20 protein-coding genes are annotated in these 19,437 nt (G+C 60.4%); 13 read left to right on the top strand and 7 right to left on the bottom strand.

Annotation, left to right across the window (positions count from 1 at the left end):
• Positions 1–38 precede the first annotated feature (38 nt).
• Complete coding sequence (locus tag J7E36_RS05580) at positions 39–1,001, top strand: LysR family transcriptional regulator (RefSeq protein WP_231286353.1); 963 nt, start codon at positions 39–41, stop codon at positions 999–1,001.
• Here J7E36_RS05580 and J7E36_RS05575 read toward each other — a convergent pair.
• The gene (locus tag J7E36_RS05575) at positions 943–1,152 is read right to left on the bottom strand and encodes a PA3496 family putative envelope integrity protein (protein WP_215000664.1); all 210 of its coding nucleotides are present in this window, start codon (positions 1,150–1,152) and stop codon (positions 943–945) included. The genes J7E36_RS05580 and J7E36_RS05575 overlap by 59 nt on opposite strands.
• A gap of 136 nt (positions 1,153–1,288) precedes the next feature.
• Positions 1,289–2,155 (bottom strand): transcriptional regulator HexR, encoded by an 867-nt coding sequence (gene hexR / locus J7E36_RS05570; protein WP_003187110.1) that lies wholly within the window; start codon positions 2,153–2,155, stop codon positions 1,289–1,291.
• A 382-nt stretch (positions 2,156–2,537) separates the two neighbouring features.
• On the opposite strand from hexR, the gene J7E36_RS05565 reads away from it, so the two are divergent.
• Complete coding sequence (locus J7E36_RS05565) at positions 2,538–2,852, top strand: hypothetical protein (RefSeq protein ID WP_215000662.1); 315 nt, start codon at positions 2,538–2,540, stop codon at positions 2,850–2,852.
• 65 nt (positions 2,853–2,917) lie between these two features.
• On the opposite strand, the gene J7E36_RS05560 is transcribed toward J7E36_RS05565, so the two are convergent.
• Positions 2,918–5,782, bottom strand: a complete 2,865-nt coding sequence (locus J7E36_RS05560) for a putative bifunctional diguanylate cyclase/phosphodiesterase (RefSeq protein WP_215000661.1) — start codon at positions 5,780–5,782, stop codon at positions 2,918–2,920.
• Positions 5,783–6,042: 260 nt separating this feature from the next.
• Here J7E36_RS05560 and uvrD point away from each other — a divergent pair, with 260 nt between their 5' ends.
• The 4 genes from uvrD (at position 6,043) to J7E36_RS05540 (ending at position 10,649) form a co-directional block, all read left to right on the top strand.
• Positions 6,043–8,226: a DNA helicase II gene (uvrD, locus tag J7E36_RS05555; RefSeq protein WP_215000660.1), complete on the top strand. Its 2,184-nt coding sequence runs from the start codon at positions 6,043–6,045 to the stop codon at positions 8,224–8,226.
• 306 nt (positions 8,227–8,532) lie between these two features.
• Positions 8,533–9,405: a Tim44 domain-containing protein gene (locus J7E36_RS05550; RefSeq protein WP_215000659.1), complete on the top strand. Its 873-nt coding sequence runs from the start codon at positions 8,533–8,535 to the stop codon at positions 9,403–9,405.
• A gap of 139 nt (positions 9,406–9,544) precedes the next feature.
• Positions 9,545–9,952 (top strand): SMI1/KNR4 family protein, encoded by a 408-nt coding sequence (locus tag J7E36_RS05545; RefSeq protein WP_024616886.1) that lies wholly within the window; start codon positions 9,545–9,547, stop codon positions 9,950–9,952.
• Positions 9,953–10,163: 211 nt separating this feature from the next.
• Positions 10,164–10,649 carry an acyl-CoA thioesterase gene (locus J7E36_RS05540; protein ID WP_215000658.1) on the top strand — a complete coding sequence of 162 codons (486 nt, stop codon included), beginning with the start codon at positions 10,164–10,166 and terminating at the stop codon, positions 10,647–10,649.
• 134 nt (positions 10,650–10,783) lie between these two features.
• Here the strand turns inward: J7E36_RS05540 and pdxY are convergent, their stop codons facing one another.
• Positions 10,784–11,656: a pyridoxal kinase PdxY gene (pdxY, locus tag J7E36_RS05535; RefSeq protein WP_215000657.1), complete on the bottom strand. Its 873-nt coding sequence runs from the start codon at positions 11,654–11,656 to the stop codon at positions 10,784–10,786.
• Between the two features lie 119 nt (positions 11,657–11,775).
• Here pdxY and J7E36_RS05530 point away from each other — a divergent pair, with 119 nt between their 5' ends.
• A complete protein-coding gene (locus J7E36_RS05530) occupies positions 11,776–12,198 on the top strand; it encodes a DUF3301 domain-containing protein (protein WP_215000656.1) in 423 nt (140 codons plus the stop codon).
• 12 nt (positions 12,199–12,210) lie between these two features.
• Here the strand turns inward: J7E36_RS05530 and J7E36_RS05525 are convergent, their stop codons facing one another.
• Positions 12,211–13,176 carry a CobW family GTP-binding protein gene (locus tag J7E36_RS05525; RefSeq protein WP_215000654.1) on the bottom strand — a complete coding sequence of 322 codons (966 nt, stop codon included), beginning with the start codon at positions 13,174–13,176 and terminating at the stop codon, positions 12,211–12,213.
• A gap of 26 nt (positions 13,177–13,202) precedes the next feature.
• On the opposite strand from J7E36_RS05525, the gene J7E36_RS05520 reads away from it, so the two are divergent.
• Complete coding sequence (locus J7E36_RS05520) at positions 13,203–13,556, top strand: NADH:ubiquinone oxidoreductase (protein ID WP_215000652.1); 354 nt, start codon at positions 13,203–13,205, stop codon at positions 13,554–13,556.
• A gap of 7 nt (positions 13,557–13,563) precedes the next feature.
• Here J7E36_RS05520 and zigA read toward each other — a convergent pair whose 3' ends face one another.
• On the bottom strand, positions 13,564–14,772 hold the full coding sequence (gene zigA / locus J7E36_RS05515) for a zinc metallochaperone GTPase ZigA (RefSeq protein WP_215000650.1): 1,209 nt from the start codon (positions 14,770–14,772) through the stop codon (positions 13,564–13,566).
• A gap of 123 nt (positions 14,773–14,895) precedes the next feature.
• On the opposite strand from zigA, the gene J7E36_RS25200 reads away from it, so the two are divergent.
• The 5 genes from J7E36_RS25200 (at position 14,896) to J7E36_RS05495 (ending at position 18,716) form a co-directional block, all read left to right on the top strand.
• Positions 14,896–15,288, top strand: a complete 393-nt coding sequence (locus J7E36_RS25200; protein ID WP_231286352.1) for a glutamine synthetase — start codon at positions 14,896–14,898, stop codon at positions 15,286–15,288.
• 113 nt (positions 15,289–15,401) lie between these two features.
• A complete protein-coding gene (folE2, locus tag J7E36_RS05510; RefSeq protein ID WP_215000648.1) occupies positions 15,402–16,298 on the top strand; it encodes a GTP cyclohydrolase FolE2 in 897 nt (298 codons plus the stop codon).
• Positions 16,295–16,963 carry a metal ABC transporter ATP-binding protein gene (locus J7E36_RS05505; RefSeq protein ID WP_215000646.1) on the top strand — a complete coding sequence of 223 codons (669 nt, stop codon included), beginning with the start codon at positions 16,295–16,297 and terminating at the stop codon, positions 16,961–16,963. Before folE2 ends, J7E36_RS05505 begins: the two co-directional genes overlap by 4 nt.
• Complete coding sequence (locus tag J7E36_RS05500) at positions 16,963–17,829, top strand: metal ABC transporter permease (protein ID WP_215000644.1); 867 nt, start codon at positions 16,963–16,965, stop codon at positions 17,827–17,829. Before J7E36_RS05505 ends, J7E36_RS05500 begins: the two co-directional genes overlap by 1 nt.
• A gap of 11 nt (positions 17,830–17,840) precedes the next feature.
• Complete coding sequence (locus J7E36_RS05495; protein WP_215000642.1) at positions 17,841–18,716, top strand: metal ABC transporter substrate-binding protein; 876 nt, start codon at positions 17,841–17,843, stop codon at positions 18,714–18,716.
• A gap of 70 nt (positions 18,717–18,786) precedes the next feature.
• Here J7E36_RS05495 and J7E36_RS05490 read toward each other — a convergent pair whose 3' ends face one another.
• Positions 18,787–19,308 carry a DUF3617 domain-containing protein gene (locus tag J7E36_RS05490; RefSeq protein ID WP_215000640.1) on the bottom strand — a complete coding sequence of 174 codons (522 nt, stop codon included), beginning with the start codon at positions 19,306–19,308 and terminating at the stop codon, positions 18,787–18,789.
• Positions 19,309–19,437 lie beyond the last annotated feature (129 nt).

Below are 19,437 nucleotides of genomic sequence, written 5' to 3'. Positions count from 1 at the left end.
ATAGTTGCGTCACATGGGGCCGTTCTGGATGGGTAAAAATGCGTAAGTCATTGATGCGTATGACCTTGCGTCAACTGCAAATCTTCAATGAAGTGTGCGACCTGAGGTCCTACAGCCGCGCGGCTGACGAAATGTCTCTCACGCAACCGGCCGTCAGCCTACAGATCCGTTCGCTGGAGGAGCTGATCGGCCAGCCTTTATTCGACTACGTCGGCAAAAAACTCTACATGACCGAAGCCGCCGAAGCGCTGCAGCGTGCCAGCCGGGACATCTTCGGACGCCTGGAAAACCTCGACATGCAGCTCTCGGACATGCAGGGCTCGCTGCAAGGCCAGTTGAAACTGGCTGTCGAGTCCAGCGCCAAATACTTCGTGCCGCACCTGTTCGCCGCGTTCAAGCGCCAGCACCCGGAGGTCAACCTGAACCTCTCGGTAGTCAATCGCGGCCAGGTCATCCGCCGGCTCTCGGACAACCGCGACGACGTGGTGATCATGTCCATGGTGCCCCAGGACATGGGCCTGGAATTCCTGCCGTTCCTCAATAATCCGATCGTCGCCGTGGCGCCACCGGAGCATCCGCTGTGCCACATGGGCCCGCTGCGCTTGCAGGATCTGGAGCCGTATACGCTGTTGTCGCGCGAACCGGGGTCAGGTACACGGCTGGCGTGCGAGGAATACTTCAAGGAGAAACGGGTGCATTTCACCCAGACGCTGGAGGTGGCTTCGGCGGAGGCCCAACGCGAATGCGTGGTGGCCGGCCTGGGCGTGGCGCTGTTGACGCGCCACGCCGTGAGCCGCGAGCTGTCCTCCGGCGCACTCGTCGAGTTGCCGGTGGAGGAACTGCCGTTGTACCGCAGTTGGTGCCTGGTCCAGGCCAGGGCTAAACGCCTGTCACCGGTGGCCCACGCTTTCCTGGCGTTCGTGCGCGGTGAGCGCGCTCAAATCATCGGCCTGGTTGAGCGTTTCGACGGGAAGCCGCCGGCGTTGCCTGCCAGTAATTGAATTCAGTCGCGTCAGGGAATTCGCTGATCTCTGCCAGAAGCTGGCGCTGCTCGCAGCGGTCTTCGATCGCACGACGAAACGCCATGCGGCGCTGGTCTTCCTGTTGACGACGGGTTTTGACGGCGCTGCGCTCTTCGTAGGACTGGGTCATAGCGAGACTCCCAAGACGTATACGGGAGCTTTACGATGCAGGCGCGGGATGACGGTTTGGCGGCGCGTGGATGACAGAACGATGAATGTTAATGAGCTACAAGCCTCTTGCAGCTTGAGGCTTGTAGCTTGCCGCTTCAGTCATCCAACGCCTTCACCGACTTGGGTGACAACCGCAGGCTGCGCAAACTGCGCTTCACGCTCTTGAGGTGGTTGACCAGGCTCGGCCCGCGGGCCATGGCAACGCCCATCGCCAGCACGTCGATCACCACCAGGTGGGCGATGCGCGAGGTCAGCGGCGTGTAGATTTCGGTGTCTTCATGCACATCGATGGCCAGGTTGACCGTGGAAAGTTCGGCCAAAGGCGTCTGGCTCGGACACAAGGTGATCAGCGAGGCGCCGCTTTCGCGCACCAGGTTCGCGGTGATCAACAAGTCTTTGGAGCGCCCCGACTGGGAGATGCAGATCGCCACATCGGTGGGTTTCAACGTGACCGCCGACATCGCCTGCATGTGCGGATCGGAATAGGCCGCCGCCGTGAGCAGCAGCCGGAAGAACTTATGCTGGGCATCGGCCGCCACCGCACCCGATGCCCCAAAGCCGTAGAACTCGACACGCTGGGCCTGGGACATGGCCGTCACGGCTTTCTGCAAGGCCACCGGATCGAGCTTCTCGCGAACCTCCATCAGGGTATGCAGCGTGGTATCGAAGATTTTCAGGCTGTAGTCGGCGACCGAATCGTCCTCGTGGATTGCAAACTGGCCGAAGCTCGCACCGGCCGCGAGGCTCTGCGCCAGCTTCAGCTTGAGGTCCTGGAAGCCCGAGCAACCGATGGCCCGGCAGAAGCGCACGATGGTCGGTTCGCTGATGCCAACGCTGTGGGCAAGATCCGCCATTGAGCTGTGCATGACGGCCGCAGGATCAAGCAGTACGTGATCGGCAACTTTCAGCTCCGATTTGCGCAGCAGGTGGCGTGACTGGGCGATATGTTGCAACAGGTTCAAGGGACTGGACTCTTGTTATGGCAGGTGCCGGGATGTAGCAAGCTTGTAGTTATACTACAAGAATTGGCTTTTTGCCTGCCCTAAACGTAACTGAATCGCTGCGCGACGCCTTTGTTTTGGCCGATGAGCCCTGATGTAGCCTCCTGCGCGGGGCGCGGCGCGATCCGACCGGCGACTGTCCTTCCCTGCCCACCGTTACCGCCCCTTGCCTGTCCATTGAACGGGCACTTATCTACTTGCAAGTAACCCGGTTCAACGAGTTGTTTTTGAACCGCAGATTCGAACAGGCATAAATCAACTTACAAATGAACCCCACACAACGTTAATCGAATGGTTATATTCAGTCCGCAGGAAGCAAACACCACCAAACAGGAGTTAGACCATGAACATTAAAACCAAAGAGTGGATCGCCCACATCAATCGCATGCCCGGCGACGCTTTTTTCCGCACCGCTGGCACCGTTACCGTGCCTCACTCGGGCGTTACACCCAGGCTGGTACGCAGCCCAGTACAAGACAAATCCTTTGACCTTCGCCTGGAGTTGAAACTTGAAACTTCGGACGGCGTGTCGTTGCAGGTCATAACTGACAAACCGGTCGAATATAAAGTCAGCGGCAATTCCAATGTAACAGGTGTCAGTATTTTCCACGAAGGCGAACTACTCCACCATATTGATAACGTACTGATTACCGATTAACAAACAGTGCTTCCTGACTTCCCGCCGAACCCGACAAGGGCTCGGCGGGAAGTTCCCCCGCCGTATCAATGCTGATCTCTTAACAGGCGCCCAAGCCCTTGCGCCTCTATTGGCTGGCTGATCAGGTAGCCCTGCACTTCATCACAGTGTTCGCTCCTGAGGAACTCAAGCTGGTCCACTCGCTCCACACCTTCGGCCACTACCTTCAGCGACAAACCATGCGCCATGGCGATGATTGCCCGGGTAATCGCCGCGTCTTCGCTGCCCTCCCCCAGGCCACGAATGAATGTCTGATCAATCTTCACGTAATCCACGGGAATCCGCTTGAGGTAACTCAAGGAAGAATAGCCTGTGCCGAAATCGTCGATCGCCAGCGTCACGCCCAGATCACGCAGTTGCTGGAACGTCGCGATGATGTGCTCAACGCTGTCGAGCAATTGGCTTTCGGTCAGCTCCAACTCCAGGTACCGGGGCTCCAGCCCGGTTTCCTCCAGCACCTGTCGAACCAGACTGACCAGCTTGCCCTGGCGTAACTGATGCACCGACAGATTGACCGAGACCCTGATCGGCGCGAGCCCCTCGCGTTGCCATTCACATGCCTGCCAGCACGCCTGGCGCAACACGAATTCGCCAATCGGCCCGATCAACCCGGTCTCTTCGGCCAGGCCGATGAAATCTCCCGGTGGGACCCGCCCCATGGCCGGATGGTCCCAGCGCACCAGTGCCTCGGCAGCATTCAGGCGACCGGTCGCGAGGCACAACTTGGGTTGATAGAAGACCTTCAATTGCTGTTCTTCGAGGGCTTTGCGCAGTTGGTTCTCCAATTGCAGACGCTCCAGGGTACTGGCCTGGAGACTCTCGGTGTAGAACTGGAAATTATTACCGCCCAGATGCTTGGCGTGTTGCATGGCCATGTTCGCCTGGTTGACCAGCGTGGAAACCTCTCGCGCGTTGTCCGGCAACAGGCTGATGCCGATGGAGGCACTGACCACCAACTCATGGCCTTCAATGGTCAGCGGCAGGCGCAGCTTGGCAGACAGCCGCGTCGCGACCCGCGCCAGGCTGGAGAGGTTGCCATAGGCATCGAACAGCACCCCGAACTCATCGCCGGACAACCGGGCAATGGTGTCAGCCTCGGGCAGCGCATTGATCAGGCGTCGGGCCATTTTCTGCAACAGTTGGTCGGCAATGTCATGGCCGAGACTGTCGTTGAGCAATTTGAAACGATCCAGATCGATATGCAGCAGCGCGAGACTGCGCCGTCCGCCTTGACGCACGCGCTGCTGGGCCTCCTGCAAGCGTTCGCGAAACAGCGAGCGATTGGCCAAGCCGGTCAGTTCGTCGTAGTGGGTCAGGTAGCGCATTCGCTCTTCGGATTCGCGCCGAGCGGAAAGATCGGCAAAGAAGCCGACGATATGACTGACATTTCCCCGATCGTCACGGACAACGTTCAGCTGCAACCACTGCGGATACAGCTCGCCGTTGGCCCGGGCTTCCACCAGCTCGCCCTGCCAGGTGCCATGTTGCTTGAGCGACTGGCGTATGACCGGGTAGTGCCGGCGTGCATCGCGGCTGCACGGCAGATCGACCACGTTGCGTCCGAGCATGTCGTCGATACTGAAGCCGGTGACCCGCGTAAATGCCTGGTTCGCCGCAAGCAGCACGAAGCCCGGGTCGAAGATCACGATGCCTTCGCTGGCCGCCTCGAACACGGTGGCTGCCAGCTGCCGCTGCTGCTCCAGCTCTTTGGTGGCGCTGATGTTTCGCCGCGTACCCACCATGCGCAGCACCCGTCCGCCAGCGCTGCGCTCCACGGCCCGGCCGCGGTCTTCGATCCAGACCCAGTGACCGTCGCCGTGACGCACGCGGTATTCAATCTGGTAATCCTCGCTACGCCCCTTGAGGTGCTCGATAAGCGCCCGCTTAAGGGCCGGCAGGTCCTGGGGGTGCAGGCGCGGCGTTAGATGGCTGAGCATCGCCGTGATGTATTCAGGCTCCAGGCCGAACAATTCCTTGAGTTGGGTGTGGTGGACTTCGTCGGTCTGCAGGTTCCAGTCCCACAACCCCAGCTCACTGGCCTTGAGGGCCAGGGCCAGGCGCGCTTCGCTCTTGCTCAGGGCCTGGCTGGCCACGTCCAGCTCAAGGCTGCGTTGCGCAACCCGCGCTTCCAGGCCCACCTGGGCCGCTCGCAATTTGTCTTCGGCCAAACGCCGTTGCTCGACCTCCCGGGCCAGCGCATCGTTGAGCTGCGTGCCACGGGTCTGCGCCTGCTGCAGATGCTCGATCAGCGCCTGGTTCTGAAACCGTCGCAGCAGACCGTTCTGTATCAACCGATTGACCTGCCAGGCCACGATACTCAGCGAAACCAGCACCACCAGCCCCAGCCAGCCCCAGCCGTGCTGCTGCTCATCCCCATCCCAGAAGAGATAGCCGATGGCCGGCAACAGGCAGGGCAAGGCGAAGGACAGGAAGGCCGGGATGCTCACCGCGTAGGCGACGCTGGCCGAAAGGGTGGCGGCACCGATCAGGCCGAACACCCAGGCCTGCTGTTGAAAGCTGTCAGCCGGCACCAGGGCGATACCCGCCCCGGCCAAGGTCAGGCCGGTCATCGCCGAGCCCAGCAAAAACATGCGTAACCAGATCGGATGGGCCTGGCGGCTTGGCATCGCCGAATCGAAGGCGGCGACCTGGATGACTCGCAATGCCACCAGGGACAGCAGCCAGACAAGCCAGACGCTGACCAGGAAGTAGCGCCGAGGCTCCCACAACAGCGCGGCGCAGACCAGGCCGTTGATCAACATGAACAATGTGGGCAGTAGCGAGCCCTGATACAGCAATCGTGTACGCTCAACCGCCATCTCCGTGGCGTACTGCTTGCAGATGACCCGCGGTTCCACGCAGGGGCCCGCCAGATCGGAATTAAGGGTCATAGGCACTGTTCTTGTTCTTATTCAGGGGGCACGGAGAGCCCGGTATGAGCACCGAGCATACACAAGCCCGAGGCCATCCCACACTGCACCCGCGCATAAAAATACGGAAAAAACTTGCCAATTCATTGAATGACGAGCCCTTTGAGCGAACGCCGCCAGCGCTTGTAGCCCATGACCTACCGGTCATCTCCAAGTGGTCTTTTATCGGCTGAGGCAACGCTGGGTTTGCCCGGGGTGACGTCGCACCCTAGAATGGCCCGATGCGCGATGACCTCTCCCTTCTGCTGAACTCCCTCAACGATGCCCAACGCCAGGCCGTAGCCGCCTCCGTGGGTCGTCAGTTGGTCCTGGCCGGTGCCGGCTCCGGTAAAACCCGAGTGCTGGTGCACCGTATCGCCTGGTTGATCCAGGTCGAGAACGCCTCGCCCCATTCAATCCTGTCGGTGACGTTCACCAACAAGGCCGCGGCCGAGATGCGCCACCGCATCGAGCAGCTGATGGGCATCAACCCGGCCGGCATGTGGGTCGGTACGTTCCACGGCCTGGCGCACCGCTTGTTGCGGGCGCATTGGCAGGAGGCCGGCCTGAGCCAGACCTTCCAGATCCTGGACAGCGACGACCAGCAGCGCTTGGTAAAACGCGTGATCCGCGAGCTGGGCCTGGACGAACAGCGTTGGCCCGCCCGGCAGGCCCAGTGGTTCATCAATGGCCAGAAGGATGAAGGGCTGCGTCCGCAACACATCCAGGCCAGCGGCGACCTGTTCCTGGCGACCATGCGCAGCATCTACGAAGCCTACGAGGCGGCTTGCCAGCGCGCCGGGGTCATCGACTTTTCCGAGCTGCTGCTGCGGGCGCTGGACCTGTGGCGCGATCACCCCGGCCTGTTGGCGCACTATCAGAAGCGCTTCCGTCATGTGCTGGTGGACGAGTTCCAGGACACCAACGCCGTGCAATACGCCTGGTTGCGCCTGCTCGCCAAGGGCGGTGACAGCCTGATGGTCGTGGGAGACGACGATCAGTCGATCTACGGCTGGCGCGGCGCCAAGATCGAGAATATCCATCAGTATTCGGCAGACTTTCCTGACGCCGAAGTCATCCGCCTGGAACAGAATTACCGCTCCACCGCCGGTATCCTCAAGGCCGCCAACGCCCTGATCGCCAACAACACCGGGCGCCTGGGCAAGGAGTTGTGGACCGATGGCAGCGAAGGCGAGGCGATCAACCTCTATGCTGCCTTCAACGAGCACGATGAAGCCCGCTACGTGGTGGAAACTATCGAGAGCGCGCTGAAAACCGGGCTGGCCCGCAGCGACATCGCCATCCTTTACCGTTCCAACGCCCAATCGCGAGTCCTGGAAGAAGCCCTGCTGCGCGAACGTATTCCGTACCGCATCTACGGCGGCCAGCGCTTCTTCGAGCGGGCCGAAATCAAGAACGCGATGGCCTACCTGCGCCTGATCGAAGGCCGCGGCAACGACGCGGCCCTTGAGCGGGTGATCAATGTACCGACGCGGGGCATCGGCGAGAAAACCGTCGAAGCGATTCGCGATCACGCGCGCCACAGTCACGTGTCCATGTGGGAAGCCATGCACCAACTGGTGACCAACAAGGGCATGGCCGGTCGCGCTGCCGGCGCACTGAAGGCGTTCATGGACCTGATAGAGGACCTCGCTGCCAAGTGCACACAGATGCCGTTGCACCTGATGACCCAGACCGTCATCGAACAGTCCGGCCTGATCGCCTATCACGAGGCGGAAAAAGGCGAGAAAGGCCAGGCTCGGGTGGAAAACCTTGAGGAACTGGTCAGCGCGGCACGCAACTTCGAGAACACCGAGGAAGATGCAGACCTGTCGCCACTGGCGGCTTTTCTCGGGCACGCGTCCCTGGAGGCGGGCGACACCCAGGCCGACGAGCACGAAGACAGTATCCAGCTGATGACCCTGCACAGTGCCAAGGGCCTGGAGTTCCCCTACGTGTTCCTCGTGGGCATGGAAGAAGGCTTGTTCCCCCACAAGATGAGCCTGGAAGAACCGGGACGCCTGGAAGAGGAACGACGCCTTGCCTACGTCGGCATCACCCGGGCCATGCAGAACCTGGTACTCACCTACGCCGAAACCCGACGTTTGTATGGCAGCGAGACCTACAACAAAGTCTCGCGCTTCGTACGCGAAGTACCGAAAGGTCTGATCCAGGAAGTGCGCCTGTCCAACAGTGTCAGCCGTCCTTTCGGTGGCGGCCAGCAGCAAAGCACCAGCAGCCTGTTCGGCGGCAGCGACATTCCGGACACTGGCTTCAGCCTCGGCCAGGCCGTGCGCCATTCGGTATTCGGTGACGGCGTGATCCTCAATTTCGAAGGCGCTGGCGCCCAGGCCCGGGTGCAGGTGAACTTCAGCGAAGGCAGCAAGTGGCTGATGCTGGGGTATGCCAAGCTCGAGGCGATCTAGCGAGATCTCCTAGTGCTAATTGTGGGAGCGAGCCTGCTCGCGATGGCGGTGGATCAGACACACTGATGCTGACTGACACTCCGTCATCGCGAGCAGGCTCGCTCCCACAGGGATACGTTCGGCACCAAGCCACTTTCCGATAGAACTTGTTCCCCTTTCCTACAGCCCAAAGCGAACAAGCCCTCTTGCGTGCCGAAGCTGAACCTCACCTGTCGCGCAAAAGCCCGAAACACTCTGCCGCTAGCCAGCAACACTTCACCTGTGCAACATGGCGCGTGTGCTATTCACAAATGGGAATGCCTTTATATGAAACGTTTTCTTAGCATCGCCATGGCGCTGTGCATTGGCCTGACGATGGCCATTGATGCCAACGCTGCCAAGCGCTTCGGCGGTGGTAAAAGCTCCGGCGCCGCCCCGACTCACCAGACCAGCCAGATGGCGCCGTCCTCTGCTGCCGGCTCCACTGCAGCCACCGCAGGTGCTGCCGGTGCCGCAGGCGCGGCCACCAAGGCCAGCGGTGCATCGCGCTGGCTCGGCCCCCTGGCCGGCATCGCCGCCGGCGGCCTGCTCGCCTCCATGTTCATGGGCGATGGCTTCCAGGGCATGCAGATCTTCGACATCCTGATCATGGCCGTCATTGCCTTCCTGGTGTTCCGCTTCATCGCCGCCCGTCGTCGCAAGCAGCAGGAGCAATTCGCTCCTGCTGGCGCGCCGATGCAGCGTGAAGTGTTCAACCAGCAACCTGCCAGTGGTTCGATCTTTGGCGGTTCGGCAGCGCCCGTAGCGCCCCGCCCAGTCATCAATGCGCCGGCCTGGTTCAACGAGCAACGCTTCATCGAAGCCGCTCGCAGCCACTTCATGTCCTTGCAACAACATTGGGACGCGAACGAAATGGACAAGATCGCCGAGTTCGTGACCCCGCAATTGCTGGAGTTCCTCAAGCGCGAACGGGCTGACCTGGGTGAGGGCTTCCAGTCCACCTACATCGATAATCTGCAGGTGCAACTGGACGGAGTCGACGATCGTGCCGACAGGACCATCGCCACCCTGACCTTCAGCGGCGTGTCGAAGGACTCTCGTTTCGACAAGGGTGAAGCGTTCAGCGAAAGCTGGAACATGGAACGTGCCCAGGGCGACGACCAGCCCTGGCTGGTGGCCGGTATTCGTCAGAACGGTTGAACCTTTACCCAATTTGCATGTTGAAATAAAAGAACCCCGGCCCAGGCCGGGGTTTTCTATTTCGCGGTTGCATCTATAGCGAGCTACTGTATAAACCGCTCCATATAAACCGCGCCATCGAGAAAGAGGATCCCCGGACGTGGAAGAAATCATCGAACAATTGCGTGAAGCCAACGAACCCGTGCCGGTTCCGCTGGAGTTGCCCGACGAAGACCTGCTGGTAGAGATCGAAGAGCAGCTGTTCATCGACATCCCGTTCGTCTTCAGGGAGTTTTTGCTGACCGTCAGCGATGTCGTCTACGGCAGCCTGGAACCGGTCACCGTCACCGACCCACAATCCCACACCTACCTGCCGGACGTGGCTGCCAATGCGTGGGATGCCGGTGTCGACCGCAGCCTGATTCCGATCTGCCAGGACGGCGACGATTATTACTGCGTCGAAGAAGACGGGACCGTGGTGCTGTGGCAGGCCGAAGAAGAACTGGTCGCTGAAGAAACCTGGGAATCGGTCTGGCACTGGGCTCGGGACGTCTGGCTGGAAAGCTGATCGCGGGTACGCCGTCAGCGATCAGTGCCCGGAGGATTCCAATAGGCAAAAAGACGGTGCAAATAGGGAAACAGATCCTTGGGCGCGTGACGGCAAACACAGGCGCAGCGTCCCGATATCGGTGGTTGTGAAAACCTTGTCGGCTACAGACCACTCAGGAGCACCCGCAGAGGTGCCTTCCCACATTGCTGCCTTGAACCGTGAGTACGTTATGGAACCCGGAAACGCCCAGCTGTCGATGACGGTGTTGATGACCCCCGATATGGCCAACTTCTCTGGCAATGTCCATGGCGGCACCCTGCTCAAATACCTCGACGAAGTCGCTTACGCCTGCGCCTCCCGCTACGCCGGGCGCTACGTGGTGACCTTGTCGGTGGATCAGGTGATTTTCCGTGAGCCGATTCACGTCGGCGAGCTGGTGACGTTTCTCGCATCGGTGAACTACACCGGCAATACGTCGATGGAAGTGGGCATCAAAGTCGTGACCGAGAACATCCGTGAACGCTCGGTGCGCCACACCAACAGCTGCTTCTTCACCATGGTCGCGGTGGACGATCAGCGCAAGCCCGCCGCCGTCCCGCCATTACAACCGCACAACAGCGAAGAGAAGCGCCGTTACGAGCAAGCCAAACAGCGCCGGCAGATCCGCCAGGAACTGGAAAAGCGTTATCAGGAGATCAAGGCGGACGCGCCTTGACTGATCGACGAAATCAAATGTGGGAGCGAGCTTGCTCGCGATAGCGGCGGATCAGTCAATACCGATGCTGACTGACCAATCGCTATCGCGAGCAAGCTCGCTCCCACAGATAACTCATCAGTTTCATCGGTCGATCAAAAACTGATCGGTACCGCCTCGAACCGCACCCGCGGGTGGGCGATCCGATCCTGGGCACGCACCAGCTCAAGTTCGTAGCTGGCGCACGCCTGGGTTTCCAGCAGCACTTCATGCACCGCGGCGGCGGTGAATTCGAAGGCCGCCACCAGGCTGTCGCCCAACAGGATCCGCGCCAGGAACAGCCCTGACGTCAGGTCACCCATGCCCACCGGCTGGCGCGGGAATGCCAACAGCGGGCGACGCAGGTGCCAGCTGCCATCGGCGGTCACCAGCAGCATTTCGAAACTGTCGTCGGGCTTGCCGGGATAAGCCAGGTGTTTGACCAGCACCGCCTTCGGTCCGCGAACCAGTAGCGCCCGGGCCATGGCCAGACAGTCCAGCAGCGACTGCGCCTTGCGTCCCGCGAAACTGTCCAGCTCCAGTTGGTTCGGGCACATGAGGTCCGCTACGGCAGCGGCTTCTTCCAGCAGGAATTCGCTCACCTCGGGCGCCACGATGCAGCCCTTTTCCGGATGCCCCATAACCGGGTCGCACAGGTACAGCGCCTTCGGATTGGCGGCCTTGATCCGCGCCACACCCGTCAGTATCGCCCGCCCCTGGGCAGCGCTGCCCAGATACCCGGACAGCACCGCGTCGCATTGACCCAACTCGCCGATGGCCGCAATACCCTCTACCAGGGCCGGAATCTGCTGAGGCGCCAGCACCTCCCCAGCCCATTGGCCGTACTGGGTGTGATTGGAAAACTGCACGGTATTGAGCGGCCAGACATTTACCCCGACCCGCTGCATCGGAAAGACGGCAGCGCTGTTACCGGCGTGACCGAATACCACATGAGACTGGATGGCAAGCAGATGAGGTGTACGTTTCATGCGGGAGGTTTCCGTAAAACGATTGAAATTCAAGCCGCGCAGTATGCGACTAAACGCAGCCTGTACGACAGACCGGCGAGACAGTTAAGCTGACAGCAACTTGTTGGAGCACTTCGTTCATGCTGACCCTTGGAAATATTTTCGTGCTGATGCTGCTGGCTACCGGCGGCGCCTGGCTGTGGCACAACCATGGCTTGCGCGAACGGGCGCTGGCGAGGGTCATGCAGCATTGCGCCCATCTCAAGATCGAGCTGTTGGACGGCAACGTAGCGCTGAAAAGAATCGGTTTTGTGAAAGATGCCAACGGCCGACGGCGCTTGGCGCGCATCTATAATTTCGAGTTCACCGTCACCGGTGAAACCCGCCATTCGGGCACGATTACCCAATTCGGGGCCCACAGCGCCCACATCGAACTGGCGCCCTACCCGATGCCGTTTGAAGAAGTGCCACCGGCGCCGATTGAATCCGTCCAGACCAGGCCCCGGGCTGAAGTCATCGAATTGAGCCAATGGCGCCAGGAACATAACAAGTGGAAGCCTTGAAACCGGATTGATTCAGAGCCGCCGGCAATTTGTCAGGGCCGCTTGCAGGGCAGCCACGTCTTGCGGCTCATCGAAAATCAGTTCGAGCCTTGAATCCTGCCGCCACTCGCTCGCCTGCCAGCTCAGTGCCGCCCCTTCCAGCGCATTGGCCGAACGCCAACCGTCGACACCGTGGATAACCAGCTTCGCCCGTTTCCAGGGGCGATCTTGCAACCAAAGAGCCAGCGCAGCTGTATCGAACCGTTGGCTGGGATGCCAGCGCCATCCGATGCTCCAGCTCCCCTCCTGCTGCTGGTAAAGGCAGATCGGCAGGGCTGGATCGCTCCAGATGGCCGGCATCTCGCCCACGCTGTTCGGCAGTTTCAAATTATCCGCCGCTACGCGCCCCTGAGCGGCAAGCCCCGGCAATCGATCAAGCGGCAGCGCAGCCTGTTGCGTCCAGTACAGCGTCCGTCCAGGCAACTGCTCGACAATACGTTCACGATCGGTCTGCGTCAGGGTCTCGGACTTGTTGAGCACCAGCAGGCCTGCCTCGGCCAGGGTTTGCCGCTGGGCATCGGGCAATGGCTTGCCGTCCGCCATCGCTTGGCCATCCAGTACCAGCACGCAGGGTTGTACCGCCAGCACGCCGTGCCATGGCGCCTCGTTCAACTGCCGCATTAATTGCACTGGATGGCCAAGGCCAGAGGGCTCGATGAACAATCGGTCCGGCCGGGCCTTGCGCAGCAACCGACCGAGACCGATCTGAAACGGCACGCCATTGACGCAACACAAACAGCCCCCGGCCACCTCGCCCAGTGCGATACCATCGGCGGCCTGGGTCAGCAACGCGGCATCCAGGCCGATCTGGCCGAACTCGTTGATCAGCACCGCCCAGCGTTCGTTGGCCGGACGCTGGGCCAGTAGATGCTTGATCAGGCTGGTCTTGCCGGCGCCCAAGGGGCCGGCGATGACGTGGGTAGGTATGTGCTGCAACATAATCGGCGGTTTCGATAGAGGTGAAGATGCGGATGATCGGCTGGTTACTGCTGGCACTGACCTCAAGCCAGGCACTGGCCCAGGCTTGCGTGGTCCACAGCCAGGCGGAACGGCTGGATGTGAAAGTGTGCCAGGAGAACCGGAATATTCCGCAGAAGCTGTTCGCTGACGGCTTCTGCCAGCCAAGCCTTGCCGGCCAGAAAGTCGACGTGCAATACGTCGATCACTGCCCTGGCGGCGCTTTCGGTATCTGTAGCAACGCCCAGGTCGCCAATATGCCTTATCACCAGGATATTCACTATTACGGCGTGGCCACCGACGCCGCTTATCTCAAACCCTTTTGCGAAGGGCAGAGCCAAGGCACCTGGCTCAAGCCCTGAGCCAACATCACGCCGCGACCTCGTCGTGCCACGGACCGAACGGGTCCGGCAACAGGCGCCACGCTGCAACGCCGAGTGCCATTTCTGCGTCAGTGAGCAGGCACGCGTCCAGCTCGGCGCTGAGTCGGGCGAAATCGATTCCCTGGCCAATGAACACCAGTTCCTGACGGCAATCGCCCGTGACTGCAAGCCAGTTGTTCATGATGGCCACGGTGCTTTCCTGGTCCTGCGGCCATTGGTCTTTTGGTACAAACCGCCACCAGCGCCCGGCGAAACCATGGCGCATCAAGCCGCCAGCCTGGGACCAACTGCCCGCGTCCTCAGGTTTGCTGGCCAGCCAGAAGAAACCCTTCGAGCGCAGGAGTTTGCCCTGGGTCCATGGACGGTCGATAAAGTTGTAGAACCGCTGGGGATGAAACGGTCGGCGCGCCCGGTAAGCTGTCGAGGCGATGCCGTACTCCTCGGTTTCCGGCACATGCTCGCCACGCAGTTCCCGGAGCCAGCCGGGCGATTGGGCGGCGCGATCAAAATCGAAGAGGCCGGTGTCGAGGATCCTTCCCAGGGGCACTTGTCCCATCGTCATCGGAATGACCTGTGCCCGAGCATTGAGCCGTTGCAGAATCGCGACCAACTCCTCCCGTTCATGACGACTGATCAAGTCAATTTTGCTGATCAGGATCACGTCGGCAAACTCGATCTGCTCAATCAGCAGGTCGGTGATTGAGCGCTCATCATCCTCACCCAAGGTTTCGCCTCGCGACGCGAGGCTTTCTGCGGCTTGATAATCCAGCAGGAAATTCACTCCATCGACCACCGTCACCATGGTATCGAGTCGCGCAACATCGGCCAGGCTTCGGCCCTGCTCATCACGAAAGGTGAACGTTTCTGCCACCGGCAACGGTTCGGAAATGCCGGTGGATTCGATCAACAGATAATCGAAGCGCCCTTCCCTGGCGAGCTTGCCGACCTCCTCCAGCAAGTCTTCCCGCAGCGTGCAGCAAATGCAGCCGTTGCTCATCTCCACGAGCTTTTCTTCGGCGCGGTTCAGGGTCACATCTCGCTGGACCTCGCTGCCGTCGATGTTGATCTCGCTCATGTCGTTGACGATCACGGCGACCCGCAGGTCGTCGCGGTTACGCAGGACATAGTTGAGCAAGGTGCTTTTACCGGCACCGAGAAATCCGGAGAGCACGGTTACGGGAAGGCGATTGGGCATCGGGTACATCCTCATCGGAAGGGCGTTACGGCTGCGTTGCGGCTCGGTAATGTCAGGTGCATTTTTATGTTATGGTATAACAATACTCACAAGCCAGCCCTCTGGTGTTTTAGAGACCGATCAATGCGCAATTACCTGAGACTCATCTCTTTGAGTGCGTTGCTGCTATGGACGCTGAGCGCCTCAGCGCAAAGCCCGCTCAGGGCGGAGTGCACGCGAAGCGCCAATCTGCTGGCTTGCGTGGATCGGCAAAGCAATGCGTACAGCGTCATGACCGCTGGAGGTACTGTTTATCTGAGGGGCTTTGAAGCGGCGAGTCGGCGTTTCTGGGTGCAGACGAGCAGTCGCTATGGACAGCTCACGTTCTTTACAGGGGTGGCATCCGATGGAGAGAGCTGGGTTGGATACAGCCAACGGGTGGGCTGGACCACGATCAACCGATTCGCCAGCTCGGGTGGCAGCACTGGATCATTTGTCTGCGGCCGTCTCAACGGTTGCCAGAACTCCATGCGCTGATGTTTCACGTGGAACCTATGAAAGCCAAGTGAAACTCCGTTCATGAACACGTTCTATAAAAATATTATGCAACAATATAACATCTACTTCTGTTTCCATGACGGAGCCCCAACATGAATGCGTTAACGCTGCCAGACATTGCTGCGCAGGTTCCACACGAACGCCTGCCCCTCGATTGGGTGGGAATGTGCGGCATCGCGACGCCGGTGTTGATAGACGGGCAGCGGTTAAGCGCAATGATTGATGCAGGTGTCAGCCTCGACGACGGCGAAGCCCGGGGCATACACATGTCGCGTTTGTATCTGGCATTGGAAATACTCGAAGAAGTGCCGCTGTCTCCGGCGATGTTGCGCAAGCTCCTGCAGCAATTTCTTGATAGCCACGAAGGCCTGTCGCGAGCCGCGTCCCTCAGCATACGAACCCACTTGCTGCTCAAACGACCGGCACTGGTCAGCCCTTTGGCCGGCTGGAAGCGTTATCCGCTGAGCGTTGAGGCCCATTTGAAAAACTCGATGTTCCACGTGGAACTGAATATTCAGATCCCTTACTCCTCGACTTGCCCTTGTTCAGCAGCCCTCGCCCGGCAGTTGATCCAACAGCAATTCGTGGACGACTTCGCCAACAAAAAAATTGAACACACCGAGATCCTCGCCTGGCTAGGTTCGTCGAATGGCATCGTTGCCACCCCGCATAGCCAACGCAGCACAGCCACCTTGATACTGCGGTTGCACGCTGACTGCAGCGACTTGCCGTTGCAATCGTTCATCGACGAAGCCGAGGCAGCGCTCGGTACCGCCGTGCAAACCGCAGTCAAACGCGCCGATGAACAGGCCTTCGCACTCGCCAATGGCCAGAACCTGATGTTCTGCGAAGACGCCGCTCGACGATTGAGCGCTGCCTTGAGCCGATCACCCGGGATCGTTGCCGGACAGGTTCGCGTCGTTCACGCCGAAAGCCTGCATGCCCACGATGCTGTAGCCCTGAGCCGCTGGACCAGGGAGGCCTCATGATTCGTTGCCAGAACTTATGTTGGGGCGCTCCCGGCCAGTCCCTCACTCCACCGCTGGATATGGAGCGACCGACGGGCAGCCTGACGGCCATCATCGGAGCCAATGGCTCGGGAAAAAGCAGTTTGCTGAAGGTGATCGCCGGACTGCAAAAACCGCTGTCTGGAGAAGTCCTGCTGGATGTTCCACGACATGGCGGCGTCTCGTTCCTGCCGCAGCAGCAGCATCTGGACCGGCAATTCCCCATTAGTCTGCAAGAGTTGGTGGCGGCTGGGGCCTGGGGGAATCGGCATACGCCGCTCCTGCGCAAGCGACTGTTGCACGATGCCTTGGAGGACTGGGCGCTGACTGGCCTTGAGCAGCGTCCACTCATGGCATTGTCCGGCGGCGAATTGCAACGCGCCCTGCTCGCCCGTTTGAGCTTGGCCGAAGCACCCTTGCTCTTGTTAGACGAGCCCCATGCGGCCCTCGATGAACAGGGCCAGTTGTTGCTGTGGAAACACATCCATGACTGGCATGCCGAAGGTAGAACCGTGGTGGTGGTGTGTCATGACCTGGCGGCCGTTCGCCAACATATTCCGCAGACGCTGCTGATCAAAAGCGCCGGCTGCGTGCTGGGTCGGAGTGTCGAGCTGATTGCCCAACAACCTTGCGCGTGGGTGGCCTGATGCTCGCCGCCGCCCATCTCTGGCAACCGTTCCAGGAGTTCGTCTTCATGCGCCGGGCATTGCTCGGCGGCTTGGTGCTGGCGTGTAGCACGGCGCCGTTGGGCGTGTTCCTGATCCTTCGCCGCATGAGCCTGATCGGTGACGCCGTGGCCCACGGCATCCTGCCCGGCGCTGCCTTGGGTTTCTGGTTGGCTGGACTGAGCTTGCCCGCGCTGACGATCGGTGGCCTGGGCGCGGGATTGAGCATGGCGGGCCTCGCCGCCTGGATCACCCGTCGTACTGGGCTGCGGGAAGACGCCAGCCTTGCAGCGATTTATCCGATTTCCCTGGCGGCAGGCGTGTTGATTCTAGGCATCGCCGGCAAGCGTCTGGACCTGCTCCACCTGCTGTTCGGCTCCGCGCTGGCGGTAGATGGCCCGACCCTGACCGGCATGCTCTGGGTTTCCGGGATCAGCCTTATCGCGATGGCGCTGATCTATCGGCCGTTATTGCTCGACACCCTGGATCCGCTGTTCCTGCAAACCGTCAGCCGTCTCGGCCCGCTGGCCCATGGCGTGTTCCTGACGCTGGTGGTGTTGAACCTGGTGATCGGATTCCAGGCCATCGGCGCATTGATGGTGGTCGGCCTGATGATGCTGCCGGCGGCCGCCTCGCGCTTCTGGAGCCGCCGCCTGCCGATGCTGATGATGGTCGCCGCCTCGCTCGGCTGCCTCTCGGTGTGGCTTGGCCTGCTGTTGTCGTTCTATTTCTCACTGCCCAGCGGTCCGTCCATCGTGCTGGTGGCGGGCATGTTGTATTTGCTCTCTGTGGTATTCGGTCCGGTGCACGGCCTGCTGCGCCGTCCGCCTTTGCTCACATCCCAATGAGGTGTTTCCTGATGCGCGTTCTACTCGTGCTGTTCAGCCTGATGCTGTCCATGTCTTTATCCGCCACCGAGAAACTCCAGGTGGTGACCAGCTTCAGTATCCTCGCCGACATGACTCAACAAGTCGGCGGTGACCACGTCCAGGTCACCAACATGGTCGGGCCGGACGCCGATGCGCACACCTACGAACCCACGCCGGACGATGCCAAGGCGCTGCTCCGGGCGAAACTGATCATCAAGAATGGTTTGGGTTTCGAGCCGTGGCTGGATCGCCTGGTCACCAGCACCGAAACCACCGCGCCGGTGATCAGTGCCAGTCACGGCGTGATTCCACGCTCATTGGATGAGGACGGTGAGACCGTCCCTGACCCACATGCCTGGCACAACCTGGCGAATGCCGAGTTGTATGTCAGTAATATCACCAAGGCGCTGGAAGCCGCGGACCCGGCCAACAAAGCTGACTACGAACGCAACAGCCAGGCCTACCTGAAGAAGATCTATGCGTTGCTCGCCGAAGCCAAGGCCAAGCTCGGCGCATTGCCAGCGGGCAATCGCAAGATCGTGACATCCCACGATGCCTTCGGTTACCTGGGCCAGGCCTACGGCATCGACTTCATGGCACCCCAGGGTCTCTCTACCGAGCGTGAACCTTCGGCGGCCGAAGTCGCGGCGCTGATTACCCAGATCCGTCAGGCGAAAGTCAAAGCGGTGTTTATGGAAAACATCAAGGATGCGCGCCTGCTCAAGCAGATCGCTGACGAGAGCGGCGCGCACATCGGCGGTACGTTGTACTCCGATGCACTCGCCGCCAGCGGACCGGCCAGCACGTTCACTGGCCTGTTTGAATACAACCTCAACACACTGTTTGACGCTTTAAGTAAGCCGTGATCGGGCTGACGGGCTGCCGCGCAATTCAGCGCCAGCAAGCCCCTCACCACGGCGGCCGCCGTGAAGAAGGTCAGGCCCTTGGCTTGACCGTCCCGCAATCCTGTCCCAACCAGACAGCACGGGTGTCGAGGCTGCCGTTCTGCTGGATACCGGTGGCATTGAACGTGCCGTTCACCTTGGTGGTGAATTCCCGATCGCTCTGGAACGTCGCGACACCATTACCCTGGGCCTTCGGGCAACTGAAGCGGAACTTCCACTGATTACCGGTACGATCGGTGATCTGCTGCTTGCAACCCGATTGCGGGTCTTGCAACGGAATATCGTTGGTTTGCACCTGCGCGGGTGTCAGGCAGACACGAATGCCTTTACCCCCCATGGTGATGCCCTGCTTTTCCAGCATTGCCCGTTGCTCCGGCGTCATCTGGCTTTGCACCTGGCCGAGGAGCAATTGCAGGTCCGGCAGATTCTGGTTATCGACTTTCATGTTGCTGGTGGTCAACTCCCACAGCCCCGGCTGAAGCATCTGCGCCTGAGCCGCCAGAGGAATCGACAAACCCATTGCCAAGGCCAAACCCAGCAGACGAACTTTCATTGCAAAATACTCCAGAGGACAAGTGGCCGTTAGACGCCACCCACGGGTTTCGGTTCAGGCCCACAGCGGTGAATTAAATAGCGACATTCGCCCTGGAACATGGTCTGTTAGGCAATGAAACTCAGGAGC

The sequence above is a fragment of the Pseudomonas fluorescens genome, from assembly GCF_018614775.1.
Taxonomy (GTDB): domain Bacteria; phylum Pseudomonadota; class Gammaproteobacteria; order Pseudomonadales; family Pseudomonadaceae; genus Aquipseudomonas; species Aquipseudomonas fluorescens_BY.
This window is presented reverse-complemented; position numbering and strand designations above follow the sequence as displayed.